Origin of the sequence: Streptomyces ardesiacus, from assembly GCF_003112575.1 — a bacterium.
GTDB classification, from domain to species: domain Bacteria; phylum Actinomycetota; class Actinomycetes; order Streptomycetales; family Streptomycetaceae; genus Streptomyces; species Streptomyces ardesiacus.
Window position 1 is genome coordinate 264,662 of sequence record NZ_BEWC01000004.1, and the last position, 17,722, is coordinate 282,383.

18 protein-coding genes are annotated in these 17,722 nt (G+C 73.8%); 8 read left to right on the top strand and 10 right to left on the bottom strand.

Annotation, left to right across the window (positions count from 1 at the left end):
• Positions 1-10: 10 nt before the first annotated feature.
• Both Sdi02f_RS16190 and pntB read left to right on the top strand, forming a co-directional pair.
• On the top strand, positions 11-1,579 hold the full coding sequence (locus Sdi02f_RS16190) for a Re/Si-specific NAD(P)(+) transhydrogenase subunit alpha (RefSeq protein WP_055469649.1): 1,569 nt from the start codon (positions 11-13) through the stop codon (positions 1,577-1,579).
• Positions 1,576-3,036: a Re/Si-specific NAD(P)(+) transhydrogenase subunit beta gene (pntB, locus tag Sdi02f_RS16195; RefSeq protein WP_030400450.1), complete on the top strand. Its 1,461-nt coding sequence runs from the start codon at positions 1,576-1,578 to the stop codon at positions 3,034-3,036. The genes Sdi02f_RS16190 and pntB overlap by 4 nt, the downstream gene beginning before the upstream one ends.
• A 29-nt stretch (positions 3,037-3,065) precedes the next feature.
• On the opposite strand, the gene Sdi02f_RS16200 is transcribed toward pntB, so the two are convergent.
• The 6 genes from Sdi02f_RS16200 to Sdi02f_RS16225 form a co-directional block, all read right to left on the bottom strand.
• Positions 3,066-3,425 carry a DUF488 domain-containing protein gene (locus Sdi02f_RS16200; protein ID WP_053664696.1) on the bottom strand — a complete coding sequence of 120 codons (360 nt, stop codon included), beginning with the start codon at positions 3,423-3,425 and terminating at the stop codon, positions 3,066-3,068.
• Complete coding sequence (locus Sdi02f_RS16205) at positions 3,422-3,940, bottom strand: STAS domain-containing protein (RefSeq protein ID WP_079007869.1); 519 nt, start codon at positions 3,938-3,940, stop codon at positions 3,422-3,424. Before Sdi02f_RS16205 ends, Sdi02f_RS16200 begins: the two co-directional genes overlap by 4 nt.
• A gap of 80 nt (positions 3,941-4,020) precedes the next feature.
• Complete coding sequence (locus Sdi02f_RS16210; protein WP_053664694.1) at positions 4,021-4,779, bottom strand: IclR family transcriptional regulator; 759 nt, start codon at positions 4,777-4,779, stop codon at positions 4,021-4,023.
• Positions 4,780-4,824: 45 nt separating this feature from the next.
• The gene (locus tag Sdi02f_RS16215; protein ID WP_030400446.1) at positions 4,825-5,643 is read right to left on the bottom strand and encodes an SAM-dependent methyltransferase; all 819 of its coding nucleotides are present in this window, start codon (positions 5,641-5,643) and stop codon (positions 4,825-4,827) included.
• Positions 5,640-5,909 carry a DUF397 domain-containing protein gene (locus tag Sdi02f_RS16220; RefSeq protein ID WP_030400445.1) on the bottom strand — a complete coding sequence of 90 codons (270 nt, stop codon included), beginning with the start codon at positions 5,907-5,909 and terminating at the stop codon, positions 5,640-5,642. Before Sdi02f_RS16220 ends, Sdi02f_RS16215 begins: the two co-directional genes overlap by 4 nt.
• Positions 5,906-6,778, bottom strand: coding sequence for a Sco1979 family transcriptional regulator (locus Sdi02f_RS16225; RefSeq protein ID WP_030400444.1), 873 nt, complete (start codon positions 6,776-6,778; stop codon positions 5,906-5,908). Before Sdi02f_RS16225 ends, Sdi02f_RS16220 begins: the two co-directional genes overlap by 4 nt.
• 225 nt (positions 6,779-7,003) lie before the next feature.
• Here Sdi02f_RS16225 and Sdi02f_RS16230 point away from each other — a divergent pair, with 225 nt between their 5' ends.
• From Sdi02f_RS16230 to Sdi02f_RS16240, 3 genes are all read left to right on the top strand, one after another.
• Positions 7,004-7,447 carry an ATP-binding protein gene (locus tag Sdi02f_RS16230; protein ID WP_051783265.1) on the top strand — a complete coding sequence of 148 codons (444 nt, stop codon included), beginning with the start codon at positions 7,004-7,006 and terminating at the stop codon, positions 7,445-7,447.
• 110 nt (positions 7,448-7,557) lie between these two features.
• The gene (locus Sdi02f_RS16235) at positions 7,558-10,041 is read left to right on the top strand and encodes an SCO7613 C-terminal domain-containing membrane protein (protein ID WP_108933541.1); all 2,484 of its coding nucleotides are present in this window, start codon (positions 7,558-7,560) and stop codon (positions 10,039-10,041) included.
• Positions 10,042-10,194: 153 nt separating this feature from the next.
• On the top strand, positions 10,195-10,845 hold the full coding sequence (locus Sdi02f_RS16240; protein ID WP_030400441.1) for a YceI family protein: 651 nt from the start codon (positions 10,195-10,197) through the stop codon (positions 10,843-10,845).
• Positions 10,846-10,918: 73 nt separating this feature from the next.
• On the opposite strand, the gene Sdi02f_RS16245 is transcribed toward Sdi02f_RS16240, so the two are convergent.
• On the bottom strand, positions 10,919-11,908 hold the full coding sequence (locus Sdi02f_RS16245; RefSeq protein WP_030400440.1) for a helix-turn-helix transcriptional regulator: 990 nt from the start codon (positions 11,906-11,908) through the stop codon (positions 10,919-10,921).
• A 121-nt stretch (positions 11,909-12,029) separates the two neighbouring features.
• Here Sdi02f_RS16245 and Sdi02f_RS16250 point away from each other — a divergent pair, with 121 nt between their 5' ends.
• Positions 12,030-12,716, top strand: a complete 687-nt coding sequence (locus Sdi02f_RS16250) for an alpha/beta fold hydrolase (RefSeq protein ID WP_108933542.1) — start codon at positions 12,030-12,032, stop codon at positions 12,714-12,716.
• A 72-nt stretch (positions 12,717-12,788) separates the two neighbouring features.
• Here Sdi02f_RS16250 and Sdi02f_RS16255 read toward each other — a convergent pair whose 3' ends face one another.
• A complete protein-coding gene (locus tag Sdi02f_RS16255; RefSeq protein WP_030400438.1) occupies positions 12,789-13,163 on the bottom strand; it encodes a VOC family protein in 375 nt (124 codons plus the stop codon).
• A gap of 196 nt (positions 13,164-13,359) precedes the next feature.
• On the bottom strand, positions 13,360-14,160 hold the full coding sequence (locus tag Sdi02f_RS16260; RefSeq protein ID WP_234353276.1) for an endonuclease/exonuclease/phosphatase family protein: 801 nt from the start codon (positions 14,158-14,160) through the stop codon (positions 13,360-13,362).
• 184 nt (positions 14,161-14,344) lie between these two features.
• Here Sdi02f_RS16260 and Sdi02f_RS16265 point away from each other — a divergent pair, with 184 nt between their 5' ends.
• Positions 14,345-15,316: a LysR family transcriptional regulator gene (locus tag Sdi02f_RS16265; protein ID WP_051783297.1), complete on the top strand. Its 972-nt coding sequence runs from the start codon at positions 14,345-14,347 to the stop codon at positions 15,314-15,316.
• Positions 15,317-15,347: 31 nt separating this feature from the next.
• On the opposite strand, the gene Sdi02f_RS16270 is transcribed toward Sdi02f_RS16265, so the two are convergent.
• Positions 15,348-15,935 carry a TetR/AcrR family transcriptional regulator gene (locus tag Sdi02f_RS16270; RefSeq protein WP_030400435.1) on the bottom strand — a complete coding sequence of 196 codons (588 nt, stop codon included), beginning with the start codon at positions 15,933-15,935 and terminating at the stop codon, positions 15,348-15,350.
• Positions 15,936-16,061: 126 nt separating this feature from the next.
• On the opposite strand from Sdi02f_RS16270, the gene Sdi02f_RS16275 reads away from it, so the two are divergent.
• The gene (locus tag Sdi02f_RS16275; protein WP_108933543.1) at positions 16,062-17,504 is read left to right on the top strand and encodes an amidase; all 1,443 of its coding nucleotides are present in this window, start codon (positions 16,062-16,064) and stop codon (positions 17,502-17,504) included.
• Positions 17,505-17,722 lie beyond the last annotated feature (218 nt).

Here is a 17,722-nt window from a genome sequence, read left to right on the forward strand (position 1 = left end):
GAGAGTGGACATGACTGGACAGCACCCCGCTCACCAACCACCTCAGCGCGTCGGCGTCGTCGCCGAGTCCCTGCCCGGGGAGACCCGCGTCGCCGCGACACCCTCGACGGTGCGCCTGCTGCTCGGCCTCGGTTACGAGGTCGTCGTCGAGCCGGGGGCCGGCGCCGCCTCCGGCTTCGGCGACGATGCCTACGCCGAGGCGGGGGCGGGGACCGGCGAGGCGTGGACCGCGGACGTCGTCCTGAAGGTCAACGCGCCGACCGCCGAGGAGATCGCCGGGCTGCGTGCCGGGACGACCCTGGTGGCCCTCCTCTCCCCGGCGCAGCGGCCCGAGGTGCTGGAGGCGCTCGCCGCCCGTGCCGTCACCGCGCTCGCGCTCGACGCGGTGCCGCGGATCTCGCGGGCGCAGTCGATGGACGTGCTCAGTTCCATGGCGAACATCGCCGGGTACCGGGCGGTCATCGAGGCCGCGCACGTCTTCGGGCGCTTCTTCACCGGTCAGGTCACGGCGGCGGGCAAGGTGCCGCCGGCGAAGGTCCTCGTGGCCGGGGCCGGTGTCGCGGGGCTCGCCGCCATCGGTGCCGCCTCCAGTCTGGGCGCGATCGTCCGCGCCACCGACCCCCGCCCCGAAGTCGCTGACCAGGTGCGGTCGTTGGGCGGCGAGTACCTCGCGGTGGACGTGGCCCAGGAGGAGAGCACCGACGGCTACGCCCGGGCGACCTCGGCCGACTACGACCGGGCCGCGGCCGAGCTGTACCACGAACAGGCCCGCGACGTGGACGTCGTCGTCACCACCGCACTGATCCCCGGGAGGCCGGCCCCGCGGCTGCTGACGGCCGCCGACGTGGCGGCGATGAGACCGGGCAGCGTCGTGGTCGACATGGCCGCCGCCCAGGGCGGCAACGTCGAGGGGACCGTCGCGGGCCGGAGCGTGGTGACCGACAACGGCGTGACGATCATCGGCTACACGGACCTGGCGGCCCGGCTGCCCGCCCAGGCGTCGCAGCTGTTCGGCACCAACCTGGTCAACCTGCTCCGGCTGCTCACCCCCGGCAAGGACGGCCGGCTCGTCCTCGACTTCGACGACGTGGTGCAGCGGGCCGTCACCGTGGTCCGTGCGGGCGCGGTCACCTGGCCTCCCCCGCCGGTCGCCGTGTCGGCGGACCCGCCCGTCCCCGCGCCCGCGGCGCCCTCCGCCGCACCGGTGAAGACCGGGCCCCGGCTCACCGCGGCCGGGCGCTCCGGCCTGGTCGGCCTCGCCATGGCGGCGACCTTCCTGGTGGTCGCCTTCGCTCCGGCCCAGTTGGCGGAGAACTTCACGGTGTTCGCCCTGGCGGTGGTCATCGGCTACTACGTGATCGGCAAGGTGCACCACTCCCTGCACACGCCGCTGATGTCGGTGACCAACGCCATCTCGGGGATCGTGGTGATCGGCGCCCTGGTGCAGATCGGGCACGAGAGCGCGCTCGTCACGGTGCTGTCCTTCGTGGCGATCCTGCTGACGAGCGTGAACATCTTCGGGGGTTTCGCCGTCACCCGGCGCATGCTGTCCATGTTCTCGAAGGGCGGTTCGCGATGACGTCCATGACCGCCTCGCGCGCCGCCGACCTGGTCGCGGCCCTGCTGTTCGTCCTGAGTCTCGCCGGCCTGTCCCAGCACCGGACCGCACGCGCCGGCGTCGTCCACGGCATCGCCGGGATGGCGCTGGCCCTGGTCGCGACCGTCGTGGTCTCGGCGCAGCGCGTCTCCGCCGGTCCGGTGGCGCTGATCCTGCTGGCCACGGTGATCGGTGCCGCGCTGGGCCTGTGGCGGGCGCGGCGCGTGGCGATGACACAGATGCCGGAGCTGATCGCGGTGCTGCACAGCTTCGTCGGCCTCGCGGCCGTCCTGGTGGGCTGGAACAGCTATCTGGAGGTCGAGGCCCACGGCTCGCGGGGCCGGATCGCCGCCGATCTGGTCGGCATCCACCACGCCGAGGTGTTCATCGGCGTCTTCATCGGCGCGGTCACCTTCACCGGCTCCGTGGTCGCGTATCTGAAGCTGTCCGCGCGGATCAGGTCCCGGCCCCTGATGCTGCCGGGCAAGAACGCGCTCAACCTGGGGGCGCTGGCCGCGTTCGTGGTGCTTACGGTCTGGTTCACCCTGCGTCCGGGCCTTGCGCTGATGGTGGCGGTCACGGTGCTGGCGCTCGCCCTGGGCTGGCACCTGGTGGCCTCCATCGGTGGCGGCGACATGCCCGTCGTCGTCTCGATGCTCAACAGCTACTCCGGCTGGGCCGCGGCGGCGGCCGGGTTCCTGCTGGACAACAACCTGCTCATCGTGACCGGGGCCCTGGTCGGTTCCTCCGGTGCGTATCTGAGCTACATCATGTGCCAGGCGATGAACCGGTCCTTCCTCTCCGTGATCGCGGGCGGCTTCGGCATCGAGGCCCCGCCGGGCGGCGACGAGGAGCAGGGCGAGCACCGCGAGATCCGGGCGCAGGAGGCGGCCGGGCTGCTCGCCGGTGCCAGGTCCGTGGTGATCACCCCGGGCTACGGCATGGCCGTGGCGCAGGCCCAGCATCCGGTCGCGGAGCTGACGCGGCTGCTGCGCGAGCGCGGGACCGAGGTGCGCTTCGGCGTCCACCCGGTCGCCGGGCGGCTGCCGGGGCACATGAACGTGCTGCTGGCCGAGGCGAAGGTGCCCTACGACATCGTGCTGGAGATGGACGAGATCAACGACGACTTCGCGGACACGTCGGTCGTCCTGGTCATCGGGGCGAACGACACGGTCAATCCCTCGGCGGCCGAGGACCCCGCGAGCCCGATCGCGGGGATGCCGGTGCTGCGGGTCTGGGAGGCGGAGCGGGTGGTCGTGTTCAAGCGCTCGATGGCCTCCGGGTACGCGGGGGTGCAGAACCCGCTGTTCTTCCGGGACAACAGCAGCATGCTCTTCGGCGACGCCAAGCGGAGCGTCGAGGAGATCCTGCGGGCACTCGGCACCGCGACCGGGCCGGGCCCGGCGGCCCCGGAGCAGGGGGTGACGGCGACGCGGTGACCGGGGGCCGGCCGGTGCGGCGGACGGTGTCAGGCCCTGTCCAGCCACTGGGCCAGGGCGGCGGCCTCGCTGTGGTCGACGTCCTTGGTGGCCGTCAGCAGGGTGACCTTGTCGTGTGCCGCCAGGTCGCGCAGCCGCCGCAGCGCGGTTTCGTGGTCGGAGTCCTCCAGTTCGGCGTAGTAGCGGCGCCGGAACTCGTCGTACCGCTGGGGGTCGTGGTGGTACCAGCGCCGCAGGTCGGCCGAGGGGGCGACGTCGCGCAGCCACTCGTCCAGCTCGGCCCGCTCCTTGCTCATGCCGCGGGGCCACAGGCGGTCGACGAGCACCCGCTTGCCGTCCTGCGGCGTGGCTTCCTCGTAGATCCTCCGGTATGCGACCCGTGCGGTCATGATCCACCCTTCCTCGGCGACCGGGCAGCCGTCCCTCGTGCCCGCGGTGTCCGCGCTTCCGGTTCCAGTGAACCGCCTCGGCCGGGCCAAACACGGCGGTGGCGGCCACTCAGCTCCGCGCGGGCGGCCCAGTCGGCCAGTCCCTCCCCGTCGGGGGGCTGGGCGACGGCCTGCTCCACGGAGTCGTGGAAGGAGTAGACCGTCCCCAGGCCGCCGAGGGCGAAGACGTGCAGGAGCCGCCGGTCGGAACAGGCGATCCGCAACGAGCCGTGGTGGCTCCGGATGCGCTTGGTCACCGCCACGATCATGCCGAGGCCCATGGAGTCGAGGAAGGGGGTGCCGCACAGGTCGAGGACGAAGTGCCGGTGTCCCTCGGCCAGGCGCCGGCCCACCTCGGCCCGGACGAGGGGCGCGAAGGCTATGTCGATCTCGTCGTCGGCCCTGACGACCGTCCAGCCGTTCGTCACCCGGCAACCGACCCGCGCGTGCGGCCCTGCGACGCCCTGCTCACTCACGTACCGCTCCCCTGAGCTGTCCGATTTGCCCGTCTCATCCAGGAAAGCGGTACGGACCCCGCGTGGCAAGGTTCCGGTTTTCAGATGGTGAGCGAGAGGCCCCGGGAGACCCGTTCCGCGGTGTCGAGCAGCCTGGCCACGGCGTCGTCGAGACAGGCCGTACGGCTGACGTCCACGGAGATGCCGAGCGATCCGACGGTGTCGCCCCGGCGGACGGGCACCGCCACGCACGCGGTGCCCAGCCGGTACTCCTCGACGTCGGTCACGGCCGGCCCGCGCGGGGAGGCGTCGAGGCGGCGCAGCAGTTCGGCGCGACGGGTGACGGTGCGCGGGGTGAGGTCGTTCAGTACGTGCCGGGAGAGGTAGTCGGCGCGGGCGTCCGCGTCCAGCTCGCGCAGCACGCTCTTGCCGAGCGCCGTGGCGTGTCCCGCGTCCTCGAAACCGACCCACAGATCGACGCGGGGCGCCTTCGGGCCGTCCACGATCTCCGCGACCCGGATCTCGCCCTCCTCGTAGAGGGTCAGGTAGGCCGCGGCCGACAGGCCGTCCCGCAGCTCCGTGAGCGTGGGACGGACCCTGCTCAGCGCCGCCTGGTCCCGGCTCCCGGCGTGCAGGGCGCCCAGCTTCTCCCCGAGGACGAACGTGCCGTCCTCGAGTCTGCGCAGGTAGCCGTCGTGCACCATGGTGCGCAGCAGGTGGTAGGCGGTGCCCGGGGCCAGCCCCGTCTCGCGCGCCAGTTGCTTGGCCGGCACGCCGCCGTCGTGGGCGCCCACCGCTTCCATCAGCCGGAAGGCCCGCCGCACCGAGGCGATGAGCGTGGGGCCCTGCTGACCGCTCATTCCTCCACCCTGCGCCCCACCGCGACGATCCGGCAAGTGGGTGCGCTACGGCTTGATGCCGACCCCCGCCCACAGACTGACCTGCGCGTCGGTGGGGGCCTCGGCACCGAGGGGCCGGTCCGGACGCCAGCGGTGACCGACGGTGACGCCGGGGTCGAGGAGGTCGAGCCCGGCGAAGAAGCGGGTGACGTCCTGCCGGGGGCGGAACTGCACCGGCGTACCCGCACTGGTGTAGATGTCCGTGACCCTCTGCCAGGTGGGCGGGTCGAAGTCCGGCGTGCAGTGGCTCAGCGCGAGCGCACTGCCCGACGGGAGGGCGGCCATGAGCCGTTCGACGATGCCGTACGGGTCGCGGGCGTCGGTGATGAAGTGCATCAGCGCGTTCAGGGACAGGGCGACCGGCTGGGACAGGTCGAGCACGTCGGCCAGTTCGGGCGCTTCGAGCAGGGCGTCCGGGTCGTTGACGTCGGCCTCTATGTAGGTGGTGCGGCCCTGGGGGGTGCTGCGCATGAGGCGCTCGGCGTACTTCAGCACGAGCGGGTCGTTGTCGGCGTAGACCACCCGGGCCTCGGGGACCACGGACTGCGCCACCTGGTGCACGTTCGGCTCGGTGGGGATGCCGGTGCCGATGTCCAGCCACTGGCGGATGCCGTGCTCCTGCGCCAGTACCCGCGTGGCACGGTGCATGAAGGCGCGGTTCTCCCGGGCACAGGTGAAGATGCCGGGGTAGGCCTCGGCGACCGCTTCGGCGGCCTGCTTGTCGACCGGGAAATGGTCCTTGCCGCCGAGGTAGTAGTCGTACATGCGGGCCGAGTGCGGCCTGCTGGTGTCGAGCCCGCGTGCGGCGTGGGTGCTGCTGCTCATGCTGTTCCCTCCGGAAGACCGGCCGTGAGGTGGTCGGCCATGCCCTGCTTGACCCCCTGGACGAACGCACCGATCTCTTCGGGCGTGTAGATGAGAGCGGGGCCGGCCGGGTCCGTCGACTGGCGCACCGCGACCCGGCCGTCGGCGAGTTGCTTGGTCTCCACGCACTGGCCGCCGTTGGGTCCGCTCCACGGGCGTTCCCAGCCCTGTTCGCCGAGGTCGCAGGCCGGCATCCCGTTGTAGACGGTGACTTCGGTGGTGCTCATGAGTACTCCTTGCGCATGCGGTTCAGGAGTGCCCTGCTCTCCCGTGTCGAGGTGAGCAGCGACATCCGGTTGTGCGCCTCCAGATGCGCCACGACGTCCTCCCGTTCGTCGAGGTACATCGACGCGGAGAGGATCTCGCTGTAGACGACGTCGGGCAGCTCGGGCTCCTCGAACCGGAAGTAGGTGAAGGGGGCGCAGGCCCCGACGTGGGCGCCGACGGCGAAGGGCAGGATGTCGATGCTGACGTGCTCCAGCTCGGACACCTCCAGGAGCCGGTCGATCTGCTCGCGCATCACTTCCGGTCCGCCGACGGCCCGGTGCAGGACCGCCTCCTCCATGACCACCCAGAGGGTGGGGGCGTTCTCGCGCTCCAACAGGCTCTGCCTGCGCAGCCGCAGACTCACACGGCGCTCCAGCTCGTCGTCGGAGCCGTTCGGAAAGCCTCCGCTCAGTACGGCGCGGGCGTAGGCCGGGGTCTGGAGCAGCCCCGTGACGTAGTGGGGTTCGTAGGTGCGCAGCGTGCCGGCGCCGGTCTCCAGGCTGACGTAGGCGGTGAACCAGCTCGGCAGTACGTCGCGGTACGCGTGCCACCAGCCCGGTTTGTTGGCCTGCTCGGCGAGCGCGACGAACTCGTCCGTCTCCTGCTGCGAGCTGCCGTAGGTCTGGAGGAGCTTTTCGACGTAGAGCGGTTTGAGGGCGACTTCGGCCTTCTCCAGCCGGCGGATCGTCAGGGGTGTCACCCGAAGTGCCTTGGCCGCGTCGGCCAGTGAGGCGCCCGCGTCCTGCCGCATGTCCTGGAGCCTGCGTCCCAGGATCATGCGCAGCACCGTCGGGGCGCTGGTGCCCGCGCCGGACCGAGCTTCGCTCACGCCCCCACCTCCTGATGGGCTGTCACGGGCGCCATTGTGACAGCGACTTGACGACGACACCAGACTGAACGGGGCTTCCTGAAATTATCAGGGATTCGGTTGCAGCCTGAACTGGGCGGCGAGCATAGTGGCGTCTGTGAGCCCGTACGACCGACCGCCCTCCCGTCCGCGCCCGCCCAGGCCCGCTCCCCCCAACGCGCCCGCCCCCACCGGAAGGCGATCACCGTGACCCCCCACACGAGCCCTTCGCCCGGTCTGTTACCACCGGCGCTGCCGGACCGGGAACACTGGTTCGAGCTTCCCTCGCTCCGCATCAGCGTGCGGACGGCGCGTGACACGGTCCGCCGGCGGCTGCGCGACTGGGGGCTCCCCGGCGACGTGTGCACCGACGCGGTGCTGCTCGTCTCCGAACTGGCGACCAACGCCGTGATCCACTCGGGCGGCACACGCGTGCTGTGCGGACTGTCGGCCTCGCGCCGGCGCCTGCGGATCGAGATGCACGACGACGGACACGTGCCGGCCGGCCCGGCCGGTTCGCGCTCCGCCACCCTCGAGGAGAGCGGACGGGGGCTGCTGATCGTGCAGCAGCTCGCGGACTCCTGGGGGACCGCCCGGTCGGACCGCACCGGCGGGAACACCGTCTGGGCGGTGCTCCCGGTCGAGCCGTGACACCCCGCCGGGACGCTCCGGAGGGAACCCCGCGTCCCTGAGTGTCCCTGAGTACGGGATGAGTATCCGCGCTCATGCCCCGGCGTGTGCCGGGGGCCACACTCCCAGGCATGACGAACCTCCCGCCCCCGGCCGAGGAGTTGCGCCTCCTCGACGCCGAGCTGCGGCAACTCGACCTGCGCCGTGCCGTCCTGCTGCGACGCCGTGAGTGGCTGGTCCACACGCTGCGGACCGGCGCCGCCCGGCAACCCGGCCGGGGTGCCGGGGCCACGCCGTGGAGTGATCCGCCGCGCGCCGGGGCGGCCGCCGGCCCCGCCCTGCGTCCGGAGGCCTCCGCGCCCGGCGTGCAGAACGTCCTGCTGGTGCTCGGCGGTGTGCTGCTGACGGTCGCCGCGATCGCGTTCACCCTGGTCAGTTGGGGCCATCTGGGGATCGGGGGACGCGCGCTGGTGCTCGGCGCGCTGACCGTCGCGGCACTGGGTGCACCCGCGGTGCTGCTGCGGCGCGGACTGCGGTCGACCGCCGAGGCCGTGTCCGCCCTGGGGACCGCCCTGACCGTGCTCGACGCCTACGCGCTGCACGAGGTGGCGTTCACGGGCGTGGACGGTGTCGGGTACACGGCGGCGGCGTCCGCCGTGCTGGCCGGGCTGTGGGCCGCGTACGGCCTGCTGATGGCGGCTCCCGCCCCGGCCGGGGAGGCGGCGCGGGACGGCTCGGCGGCCGCGGGCGCGCGCCCCGGACTCCGCCACCCCCTCCCGCTCGCCGTGGCGACCGCCCACCTTCCCCTGCTCCTGTGGGCTCTCGCCGCCGGCGCGGGCCCGCACACGGTCACGGCCGTGCTGCTCGCGACCGCCGCCGGCGGCACCGCTGTCGCCCTGCGGGCGGCCCCGGTGCCGGTGCGCGTGGTCGCCGTGGTCGGCGCACTGGGCATGGGCGTCGCGGGGGTCCTGTCGGCCGGATGGCTCTGCTGGAACGCGTCGGACCCCGGTACGGCCGCTCGGGCGGCGGTGCTCCTGGCCGGGGCGGCGGGCCTCGCCCTGGCCGTCGGCCGGTTCGTCCCGCACGCGGACGCCGCCAGGGGCGCCGCGCTGGCCGCGGGCCTGTGCCTGGTCGCGGGGGCGGGCGGGGTGCTGCGGGCCGCGGTGCCGGGCGAGTGGATCGTGCCGGGGTGTCTGGCCTGCGCGATCGCTCTCCTGGCGGTGCACCGGACGCCGCTTCGCCGGCCGCTGCGGCAGGGGCTGGCGCTCGCTTCGGCGGCTGTCCAGTGCGTCGCGGTGCTGTGGGCGGTTCCCCTGGTCGCCGGGACCCTCCTCGGTCCGGCGGCCCGGAGTGCGCGGCCGTGGTCCGGCCGGCCGGAGAACGTCCGGGACGCCGTGTTCTCGGCGCTGCCCTGGCCGCCGTACGCGGGCACCGTACCGCTCGTCCTCGCCGCCGTGGCCGCCGTGCTGCTGGTCGCCGGACGGAACACGGTCCGGCACCGCGCCGCCGCGGTGGTGGCGCTCGTGCTCGGCTGGGCGGCCGTCCTCGTGCTGCCGGTGGTGCTCCAACTGCCGTACGTGGCGGGGCTGGTGGCGCAGGGCACGGTGGTCGCGGCGGCGCTGGCCCTCGCGGGGTGGGCCGGCCGCGGCGAGCAGCGGCCGTCGCCGCCGACCCTCACGGCCCTCCTGCTGGCGCTCGTCACCTCGGTCGGTCTCGCCTTCCTCGCGCTGGCCTCCGAGCCCGCGACGATCGGTGTCCTGGCGTCGCTGACGGTCCTGTTCGGGGTCGCCGGCCGCCGCCCGGGGCTCGCGCCGTTCACCGCGCCGGCCGCCCTCGGCCACGCCACGGCACTGGCCTGTGCGGTCGGTGCGTCCGCCGGCTGGCAACCGCAGCACACGGCGCTGCTCGTGCTGGTCGTCCCCGCCGTCGCCGTCCTGCTCGCCTCCCGTACGGGTGGCTCCGGCGCGGCCGTGCCGGTCGAGGCGGCGGGCGCGGCCGCGGGACTGCTCGCCCTCGCCCTCGCCGTGACCGATCCGCCGATGCTGGCCGTGGTGCTCTCGCTCGGCGGTGTCCTCACGGCGGCCACCGCGCTGCGTCCGGAGCGGCGGCCGGCCGGCTGGGCGGCCGCCGCGCTGTTCCTGCTGGCCGCCTGGGTGCGCCTGGCGGCCTGGGACGTCACCACACCGGAGGCGTACACCCTGCCGGTGACCGGGCCCGCGCTGGTCGTCGGGTACCTGCGCCGGCGCCGCGACACGGCCGCCTCCTCGTGGACGGCGTACGGGGCGGGGCTGGCCGTCACCCTGGTGCCGAGTCTGCTCGCCGCCTGGGACGACCGGCACTGGCTGCGGCCCCTGCTGCTCGGTGTCGCCGCGCTCGTGGTGACCCTGGCGGGGGCGCGGCACCGGCTGCAGGCGCCGCTGCTCCTCGGCGGGGGTGCGCTCGCGCTGGTCACGCTGCACGAGCTTGCCCCGTACCTCGCGCAGGTCGTCGGCGCGCTCCCCCGTTGGGTGCCGTTGGCCCTCGCCGGTCTGCTGCTGCTCGTGCTCGGGGCCACCTACGAGCAGCGGCTGCGGGAGGCCCGGCGGCTGAGGGACGCGCTCGGGCGGTTGCGCTGACCCCGCCGCGCGCACAAGTGAGGGACCCGGTGTCGAACCGGTGCAGCTTTGCGGCCGGGGTCATGGAACCCGGACGAGGCCGCCCATCTTGCCCCGGGCCGCTGATCGGCTTCGTGATAACACGAGGTGATCGATTCGAAAGGCCTACGACTCATGGGTATCTTCAGCCGTCTCCAGACCGCCATCGCCGAGCCGCCCGCGGCCGGCGGCCACGACTGGCCCGCCGAGCGGCCCGCCCCAGCGGTGGCCACGCTCGATCCGGCCCTTCGCGCGCTGACCGGGCACTGGACCATCGACCGCCCCCACAGCCGGATCGGGTTCTCCGTGCGGCACGCCATGGTCACGACGGTCCGCGGCGCCTTCACCGACTACGACAGCAGGCTCTACTTCGACGGAGCCCGCCCCAGCGAGTCCCGGGCCGAGATCGTCATCCGCGTCGCCGGGGTCGACACGGGTGTGGAGCAGCGGGACGCCCATCTCGTCGGCAAGGACTTCTTCGACGTGCGCCGCTACCCCGAGATGACCTTCCGCAGCACCTCCACCACCCACGAGGGGGCGGAGAGCTTCCGCATGACGGGAGACCTCACCATCCGCGACACGACCCGGCCCGTCGAGCTGCAGCTCGACTACCTCGGCTCGGTCGTGGACCCGTTCGGCTACGAGCGGGCCGGCTTCGACGGCACCACCACCATCGACCGCAGGGACTGGGGCCTGGTCTACAACCAGCGGCTCGAGGCCGGCGGCAGCATGGTGAGCGAGAAGGTCCGCCTGCAGTTCGACATCTCCGCGATCCGCACCACCTGAGCCGGGCCGCCGGGCCGTCCCGACCGGCCGGGTCCGGGTACGGAGTCCGGGACGCCGACGGCCGCGCACGCCCTCACCCGGTCGACGGGGGCGGGCCGGCCGGGGGGCGGTCCGCCACGGCGGCGGTGAAGCGTGCCGCGAGTGCGGCGACGGCCGCACGCAGTTCCTCGCCGCCCTCGACCCGGAACGCGAACGGCACCCCGGCGAGCCACTCCTGCGCGTACATGTCCGGGTTGCGGGTGCTGCCGACGAGGACGCAGCCGTCGCCCAGGGGTTCGAGCCGGCCCATGGGCGGGCGTATCCACGGGGCGACCTCGGACGGCGGGGCGTCGAAGACCACCCGGGTGGTGAACTGCCATCCGCTGCCCAGGTTCTCCTCCAGGGCCGTCACCGGATCGAAGGCCGCCGGTGGCTCGAACCCCCGCGGGGTGTGCCGGACCCCGCCGATCCGGTCGACCCGGTAGGTGCGGACGGCGTCCGCGCGGTGGGAGTGGCACAGCAGGTACCAGCGCCCGTGGCGCACGACGAGGGACCACGGGTCCGCCTCCTCGTCCCACGTGTTGCCGGCCTCGCTGCGGTAGGTGAGCAGCACGCGGCGCCGGTGTGCGACGGCTTCGACGAGGGAACTGGTGACGGCCGGATCCGGATGGGCCGCGGACGGGTCGGGGGCGGCGGCCGCGTACTCCCGCAGCAGCGCCGCCTGCCGGCCGACGCTCTCCGGCAGCGCCTTGACCACCTTGCCCAGCGCGGTCCCGACGAGGTCGTCCGCGTCCGCCGTGGCCGGCCGGCCGCTCAGCGCCGCCATGACGAGGCCGAGTGCCTCGGCCTGCGTGAAGTGCACGGGTGGCAGCCGCGTCCCGCGCCCCAGCCGGTAGCCGCCGTGCGGGCCGCGGGACGACTCCACCGGGACGCCCGCCTCCCTGAGGATCTCGACGTACCGCCGCGCCGCCCGCTCCGTCACGCCCAGCCGCCCCGCGAGTTCGCCGGCCGTCGTGGCGGGGCGGGTCCGGAGGATCTCCAGGGCGCGCAGCGCTCGCGCGGTGGGGCTGACGTCGTTCGGCACGGGCCCAGGCTAGTTCGCGCCGTGGAGCACGCGGGAGAGGGCCGGGGGACCGTACCGGCAGTGGATCGTCCGGATCTCCTCCTACGGTGGGGTCCCTCGGCAGAAACGAAGGGAACCGATCATGGACATCCTGCTCATCGGCGGCCTGTGGCTGGACGGATCCGTGTGGGACGGCGTGGCGTCCTCGCTGGAGTCGCTCGGCCACCGCCCGGTGCCGCTCACCCTCCCGGGGCAGGGCGACGGTGCGGCGTCCGCGACGCTCGACGACCAGGTGGCGGCGGTGCTGGCGGCGGTCGACGCGGCGTCCGGCAGGCCCATGGTGGTGGGGCACTCCGCGGCCTGCACCCTGGCCTGGCTGGCCGCCGACCGGCGCCCGGAGCGAGTGGCCAAGGTCGCGCTCATCGGCGGTGTCCCGACGCAGGACGGGCAGCCGTACGCCGATTTCTTCGAGGTCAGGGACGGCGCGATGGCCTTTCCGGGCTGGGAGCCCTTCCAGGGGCCGGACGCCGCAGACCTCGACGAGGAGGCGAGGCGTGCGGTGGCGGCGTCCGCGGTGCCGGTGCCCGAGGCCGTGGCCAGGGGCGTGGTGCGGCTGACCGACGAGCGCCGGTTCGACGTGCCGGTCGTACTCGTGTGTCCGGAGTTCACGCCCGCGCAGGCACGCGCGTGGATCGAGGCAGGCGACGTTCCGGAACTCGCCGCGGCCGGGCAGGTCGACTTCGCGGACATCGGCTCGGGCCACTGGCCCATGATCACCCGGCCTGCCGAACTGGCCCGGATCCTGGACGCGGCGGCGCGGGCCGTCTGACCCGGAGGGGGCCCGGCGCGCGACCGGTCCTGCCGGCGCGGTCGGGACCGCCGGCGCCGGCAGGTGCCGGGCTCAGTGGAGGCAGAGGCAGAACGGGTGACCGGCCGGGTCGGCGTAGACCCGCCAGTTGGCGCCCTCGCGGATCTGGTCCGTCCGCTCCAGGACGGTCGCGCCGAGCGCGAGCGCCCGCTTCTCCTCGCCTTCGAGGTCGTCGACGTCGAAGTCCAGGTGGAGCTGCTGGGGGCGGTCCTGGCCGGGCCACTGGGGCGCCTGGTAGCCGTCCACCCGCTGGCAGGCCAGCGGTGTTCCCTCGAAGCCGTGCACCTCGACCCAGTCGGCGTCGTCCGGGTCCGCGACCACCCGGCCGCCGAGCAGCTCCGCGTAGAACTCCGCGAGCCTTCCCGGATCGGCGCAGTCCAGCGCGACCGCCTGCAGCTTTCGAATCACGTCCGCCACTCCTCGCTCTTCGGGCGCTTGCGCCGCGCCCCGCACCGGAGGCTACCCGGGGCGGGGGCCGCCATGCGCGCGGACGCCCCCTCGGGTTCTCTCCCCACCCCCCCCTTGCCTCACGGGTGCACGGGCGGGCCGAAGCGCTCCGTGCGGGGACACGCGCCGGGTATGCCCCGCACCGGATGATGCCGCCTCAGGTCACGTCGAGGTCGGCGTACAGCATGTCGTGGTCGGAGTGCGGGGTGCGGACCACCCGGTGCCCGCGCGGGGCGATGCCCCGCAGGAAGACGTAGTCGAACTTGCTCCGCCAGTCCGTGGTCGGCTCGCAGGTGCCGGCGGGCGCGGGGTGGCACTGCGGATCGGTGTCCGTGGCCAGTGCCCACATGGGGTCGAGTTCGGCGGCGTCCGGTACGGCGTTGAAGTCGCCGAGGACCACGGCCCGGTCGTGCCGGGCGACTTCGGCGGCCAGTACCCGGACCTGGCCCTCGCGGAACTCCTCCTGCCGCCGTTGGGCGAGGTGCGTGTTGAGGACCCGGACGGACCGGCCGCCCACCTCGGTGGTGACCGCGAGATATCCACGGTCCTCGGAGCCGCCGTCGGGGTATTCGACGTTGACCCGGTCGGTGATCGGCGCCGCCGACAGGATGGCCTGGCCGAAGCCTCCCGGATTCCACGGCGCTCCCCCGCAGCGGCCCCAGTTCTGCAGGACCGAGCCGTGGGCGACGTGGTAGACGAGGCCGTGGAAGGCCTCCAGATAGTCCCGGATCCGCTCGACGTCGCGGGCGCACGCCTCCTGCATGCCGATGACCTGGGGCGCGTGCGCGGCGATCTCCGCGGCCCGGTCCAGGTTGCTCGCGTCGCAGGGGTTGCACAGGTTCCACGTCATGACGCGGTTCGGTACGACGTCCCTGACGGCCTCGACGGGCAGTGACCTGCCGGACGGCGCGCCGCCGGGGGCGCTGGGTCCCACCAGTGCCACGCAGGCCAGCGCCATGGCGCATACCAGCAATCGCGAGCCGCGCCTGTGGAGCACCGCCGCCTCCTCGGTGTGGACGTGTGGACACTCTCGGCAACTGACAACTGACGTTCCCACGCACGAGGTTATGGCACCCGGGCGCGGGCTCCGGCGCCGCGGTGCCGTCCCGCGCACCGGCCGGGCACGCCCTATGCTCGGTCGCATGGACACCGAGGCAGTGCGGTCGTTCGTCCGGGCGGCCGAGCTGGGACAGCTTCGGCACGCGGCCGACGAACTCGGCGTGACGCAGCAGGCGGTCTCGAAGCGGATCGCGGCCCTGGAGCGCGCACTCGGCGTCCGGTTGTTCACGCGGACCGCCCGGGGGGTCGAGCTGACCCTCGACGGACAGGCCTTCCTGCCGCACGCCCGCGCCGTCGTCGCGGACGTCGACCGCGCCGTCGCCGCGATCCGGCGGGGTTCGCGGGCGCTGCGCGTCGACGTGCTCGGCCTGCGGAGCGCGCAGGCCGTCGTCCTGCACGACTACTGGCGCTCGCATCCCGGAACCGAACTCGACGTGGTGACACTCAAGGTGGACGACCCGCGGCTGGCGGTGGCCGCCGTGCAGGCGGGCGACGTCGACGCCTCCTTCCGCTCGGTCACCGACCCGGCCGCGCTGCCGCGCGAGGTGCGGATGATCCACGCGTTCCACTCGCCGCTGGAACTCGTCGTCGGACCGCGGCACCCGCTCGCCCCCGCCCGCGCCGTGACACCGGACCGGCTGCGCGGGCACCGGATCTGGGTGCCCGGCATCGCGCCGGGCAGCGAATGGGCGGACTTCTACGATCAGCTCACCGCGGCCTTCGGCCTCCGCGTGGACGCCACGGGCCCGAACTTCGGCAACGAGGTACTCCTCGACATCCTCGCCGACTCCGACGACGTCGCCACCCTCGTGGGTTCGCGCGACCGGTACGTCTGGCCGGCCGGCCACGACCTGCGCCGCATCCCGATCGCGCGTCCGACGCTCGCCTACCCGCTCTCGCTCCTGCTCCCCCGCGAGAATCCGCACCCGGGACTGGACGCCGTCGTCCGCCACTTCGCGAACCTGGCCCCCCTGCCCGAGGACACCTGGCTCCCCTCCTGGGCGACCGCACCGTGGCGCGACCACGGGTCCGGCACGGGGCGCGCCCCACGCTGACCGCGTCCGAGGGGCGGCCCGGCGTGTGACGCTACGGGCCGACGAGCGCCTCGACGATGCGCATCAGCCGCTCCCCCGCCCGGTCGACGCTTCCGTTCTGCGTGCTCACCTGGGCCCCTTCGAGCACGAAGGTGATCTGGGCCGCGACCTGCTCGGGGTCGGGCAGCCCGGCCTCGGTGCACATGCCGACCAGCCTGCGGGTCTGCCGGCTCTTGTGCTCCTCGATCACCTGCCGCGCCGGGTGTGAGCGGTCGGGCAGTTCGGCGAGCGAGTTGATGAAGGGGCAGCCCCGGTACGACAGCGAGGGCAGGCCGTCGGCGATGAAGCGGGCCAGGCCCAGGATCTGCTCCCGGGGCCGGCCGGGGTGTTCGGCCTCGACCCGGTCGAAGGCCGCCTGGTACTCGGCGGCCAGGATCCGCAGCCACTCGGCGACCAGCGCGTCCTTGGTCTCGAAGTGCCGGTAGATCGCCATCTTCGTGGTCTCGGCCCGCTCGGCGATGGCCTGGACGCCCACCCGCTGGATGCCCTCGCGCTGGAAGAGCTCCTCGGCCGCGTCGAGGATGCGCTCCCGAGGCGGCAGCTTCGCCACCCTGCCCGGCCTTGCGGCGGTCGATGTCATCCCTGCTCCGTGACGTGCGGTCGATGGGGTCCTGCACCGCCTGCTACGGTACCAGCCCGTCCCGTGCGATACCGCTCGGTATCGCACGGGACTCATGAGTACCGTTCTTCGATCCGAGGAGTGACAGTGAGGGTGTCCGAGTACGTGTGCCACGACGCGGTGGGGCTCGCGGAGCTGATGGCGGCGGGCGAGGTCTCGCCCGCCGAGGTGGAGAGGGCCGCACGCGAGGCGATACGGAGGGTCGCCCCGGCGACCGGCGCCGTCGTGGAGACCTGGCCGGCCGACGACCGGCCCGAGCCCGGCAGCACGCCGCTGGCCGGAGTGCCGTTCCTGATCAAGGACTTCGGCATCTCCATGGCGGGCCGGCGCATGGAGATGGGCAGCCGGCTCGCGGCCGGGCACGTCGCCCGCTCCGACTCGTTCCTGATGCGGCGCCTGCGCCGCGCCGGCCTGGTGACCCTCGGGCGCACCGCGTCACCGGAGCTGGCCTACAGCATCACCACGGAACCGGCGCTGTACGGCCCGGTCCGCAACCCGTGGGACCCCGGCCGCGGCGCCGGTGGCTCCAGCGGCGGCGCGGGAGCGGCCGTCGCCTCCGGCGCGGTCCCGCTCGCCCACGCCACCGACGCGGCGGGCTCGTTGCGGATCCCCGCCGCTCACAACGGCCTCTTCGGGCTGAAGCCCACCCGTGGCCGCGTCTCCCTCGGTCCCGCCCTCGACGAGGGGTTCAACGGGCTGGCCGTCCAGGGCGGCGTCAGCCGGACCGTGCGGGACAGCGCGGCCCTGCTCGACCTGGTGCGCGGTCCGGAACCGGGCGACCCCTACTTCGCCGAGCAGCCGTCCCTCCCCTACGCCCAGGAGGTCACCCGCCCTCCGGGCTCGTTGCGGATCGGGGTCCTGCCCCAGGCATGGGGCGGACGCCGGACGGCCGCCCCGGTGACCGACGCGCTGGACCGTACGGTGCGACTGCTCGAATCCCTCGGGCACCGCACGGAGGAGGTCACGGTCGGCCTGGGCGTCGGCTGGGAGGAGTTCGTACTGGCCAACGCCCGCCTGTCGACGGCGAATCTCGCGGCCTCGGTCGACGACCTGGCCGCCTCCCTCGGCCGGCCCGTCGACTCCTCGACCCTCGAACCGTCGACGCTGGCCGCCCACCGGTACGGGCAGGAGGTCAGCGGCCCCCAGTTCGTCGCCGCCCTCGCCGTCCGCAACCGGGTCGCCCGCACCCTGGCCCGCGTCTTCGGCACCCACGACCTGCTGCTCACCCCGACCCTGCCGGAACTCCCCCCACTGCTGGGCGCCTACGGCGAGGGCGCGGAGGCGCTCGACGGCCTCGGCTGGATCGAGCGGCTCAACGACCGCTCGCCGTTCACGATGGCGTTCAACGTGGCGGGCACGCCCGCCATGTCGGTGCCCCTGGCGGCGGACGCCGGGACGGGCCTGCCGATCGGGATGCAGTTCGCCGCCGGCTACGGGCGCGAGGACCTCCTCTTCCGTCTCGCCGGACAGCTCGAGAGGGCCCAGCCGTGGGCGGGCCGGACCCCGGACGTGTGGGCGGGTGCCCGCTGACGGCCGGTGCGTGGAAAATCCGGTTGCCCTCCGGACGCCGGTGGGGTTGTCTTCGGGGCATGAACGTCATCGGCCGAAGCACCTTCGCGACCGCGCGAGCGACCAGCTCGCCGGTTGCCGCCGTCTGACCTTCCCCCTCTTCCACCGGCGACCGGAAACGGTTCGTCGGTGGTCCACGTGGCGCCCCGCCACCTTCACCTCGGTGCGAGGACCGCACG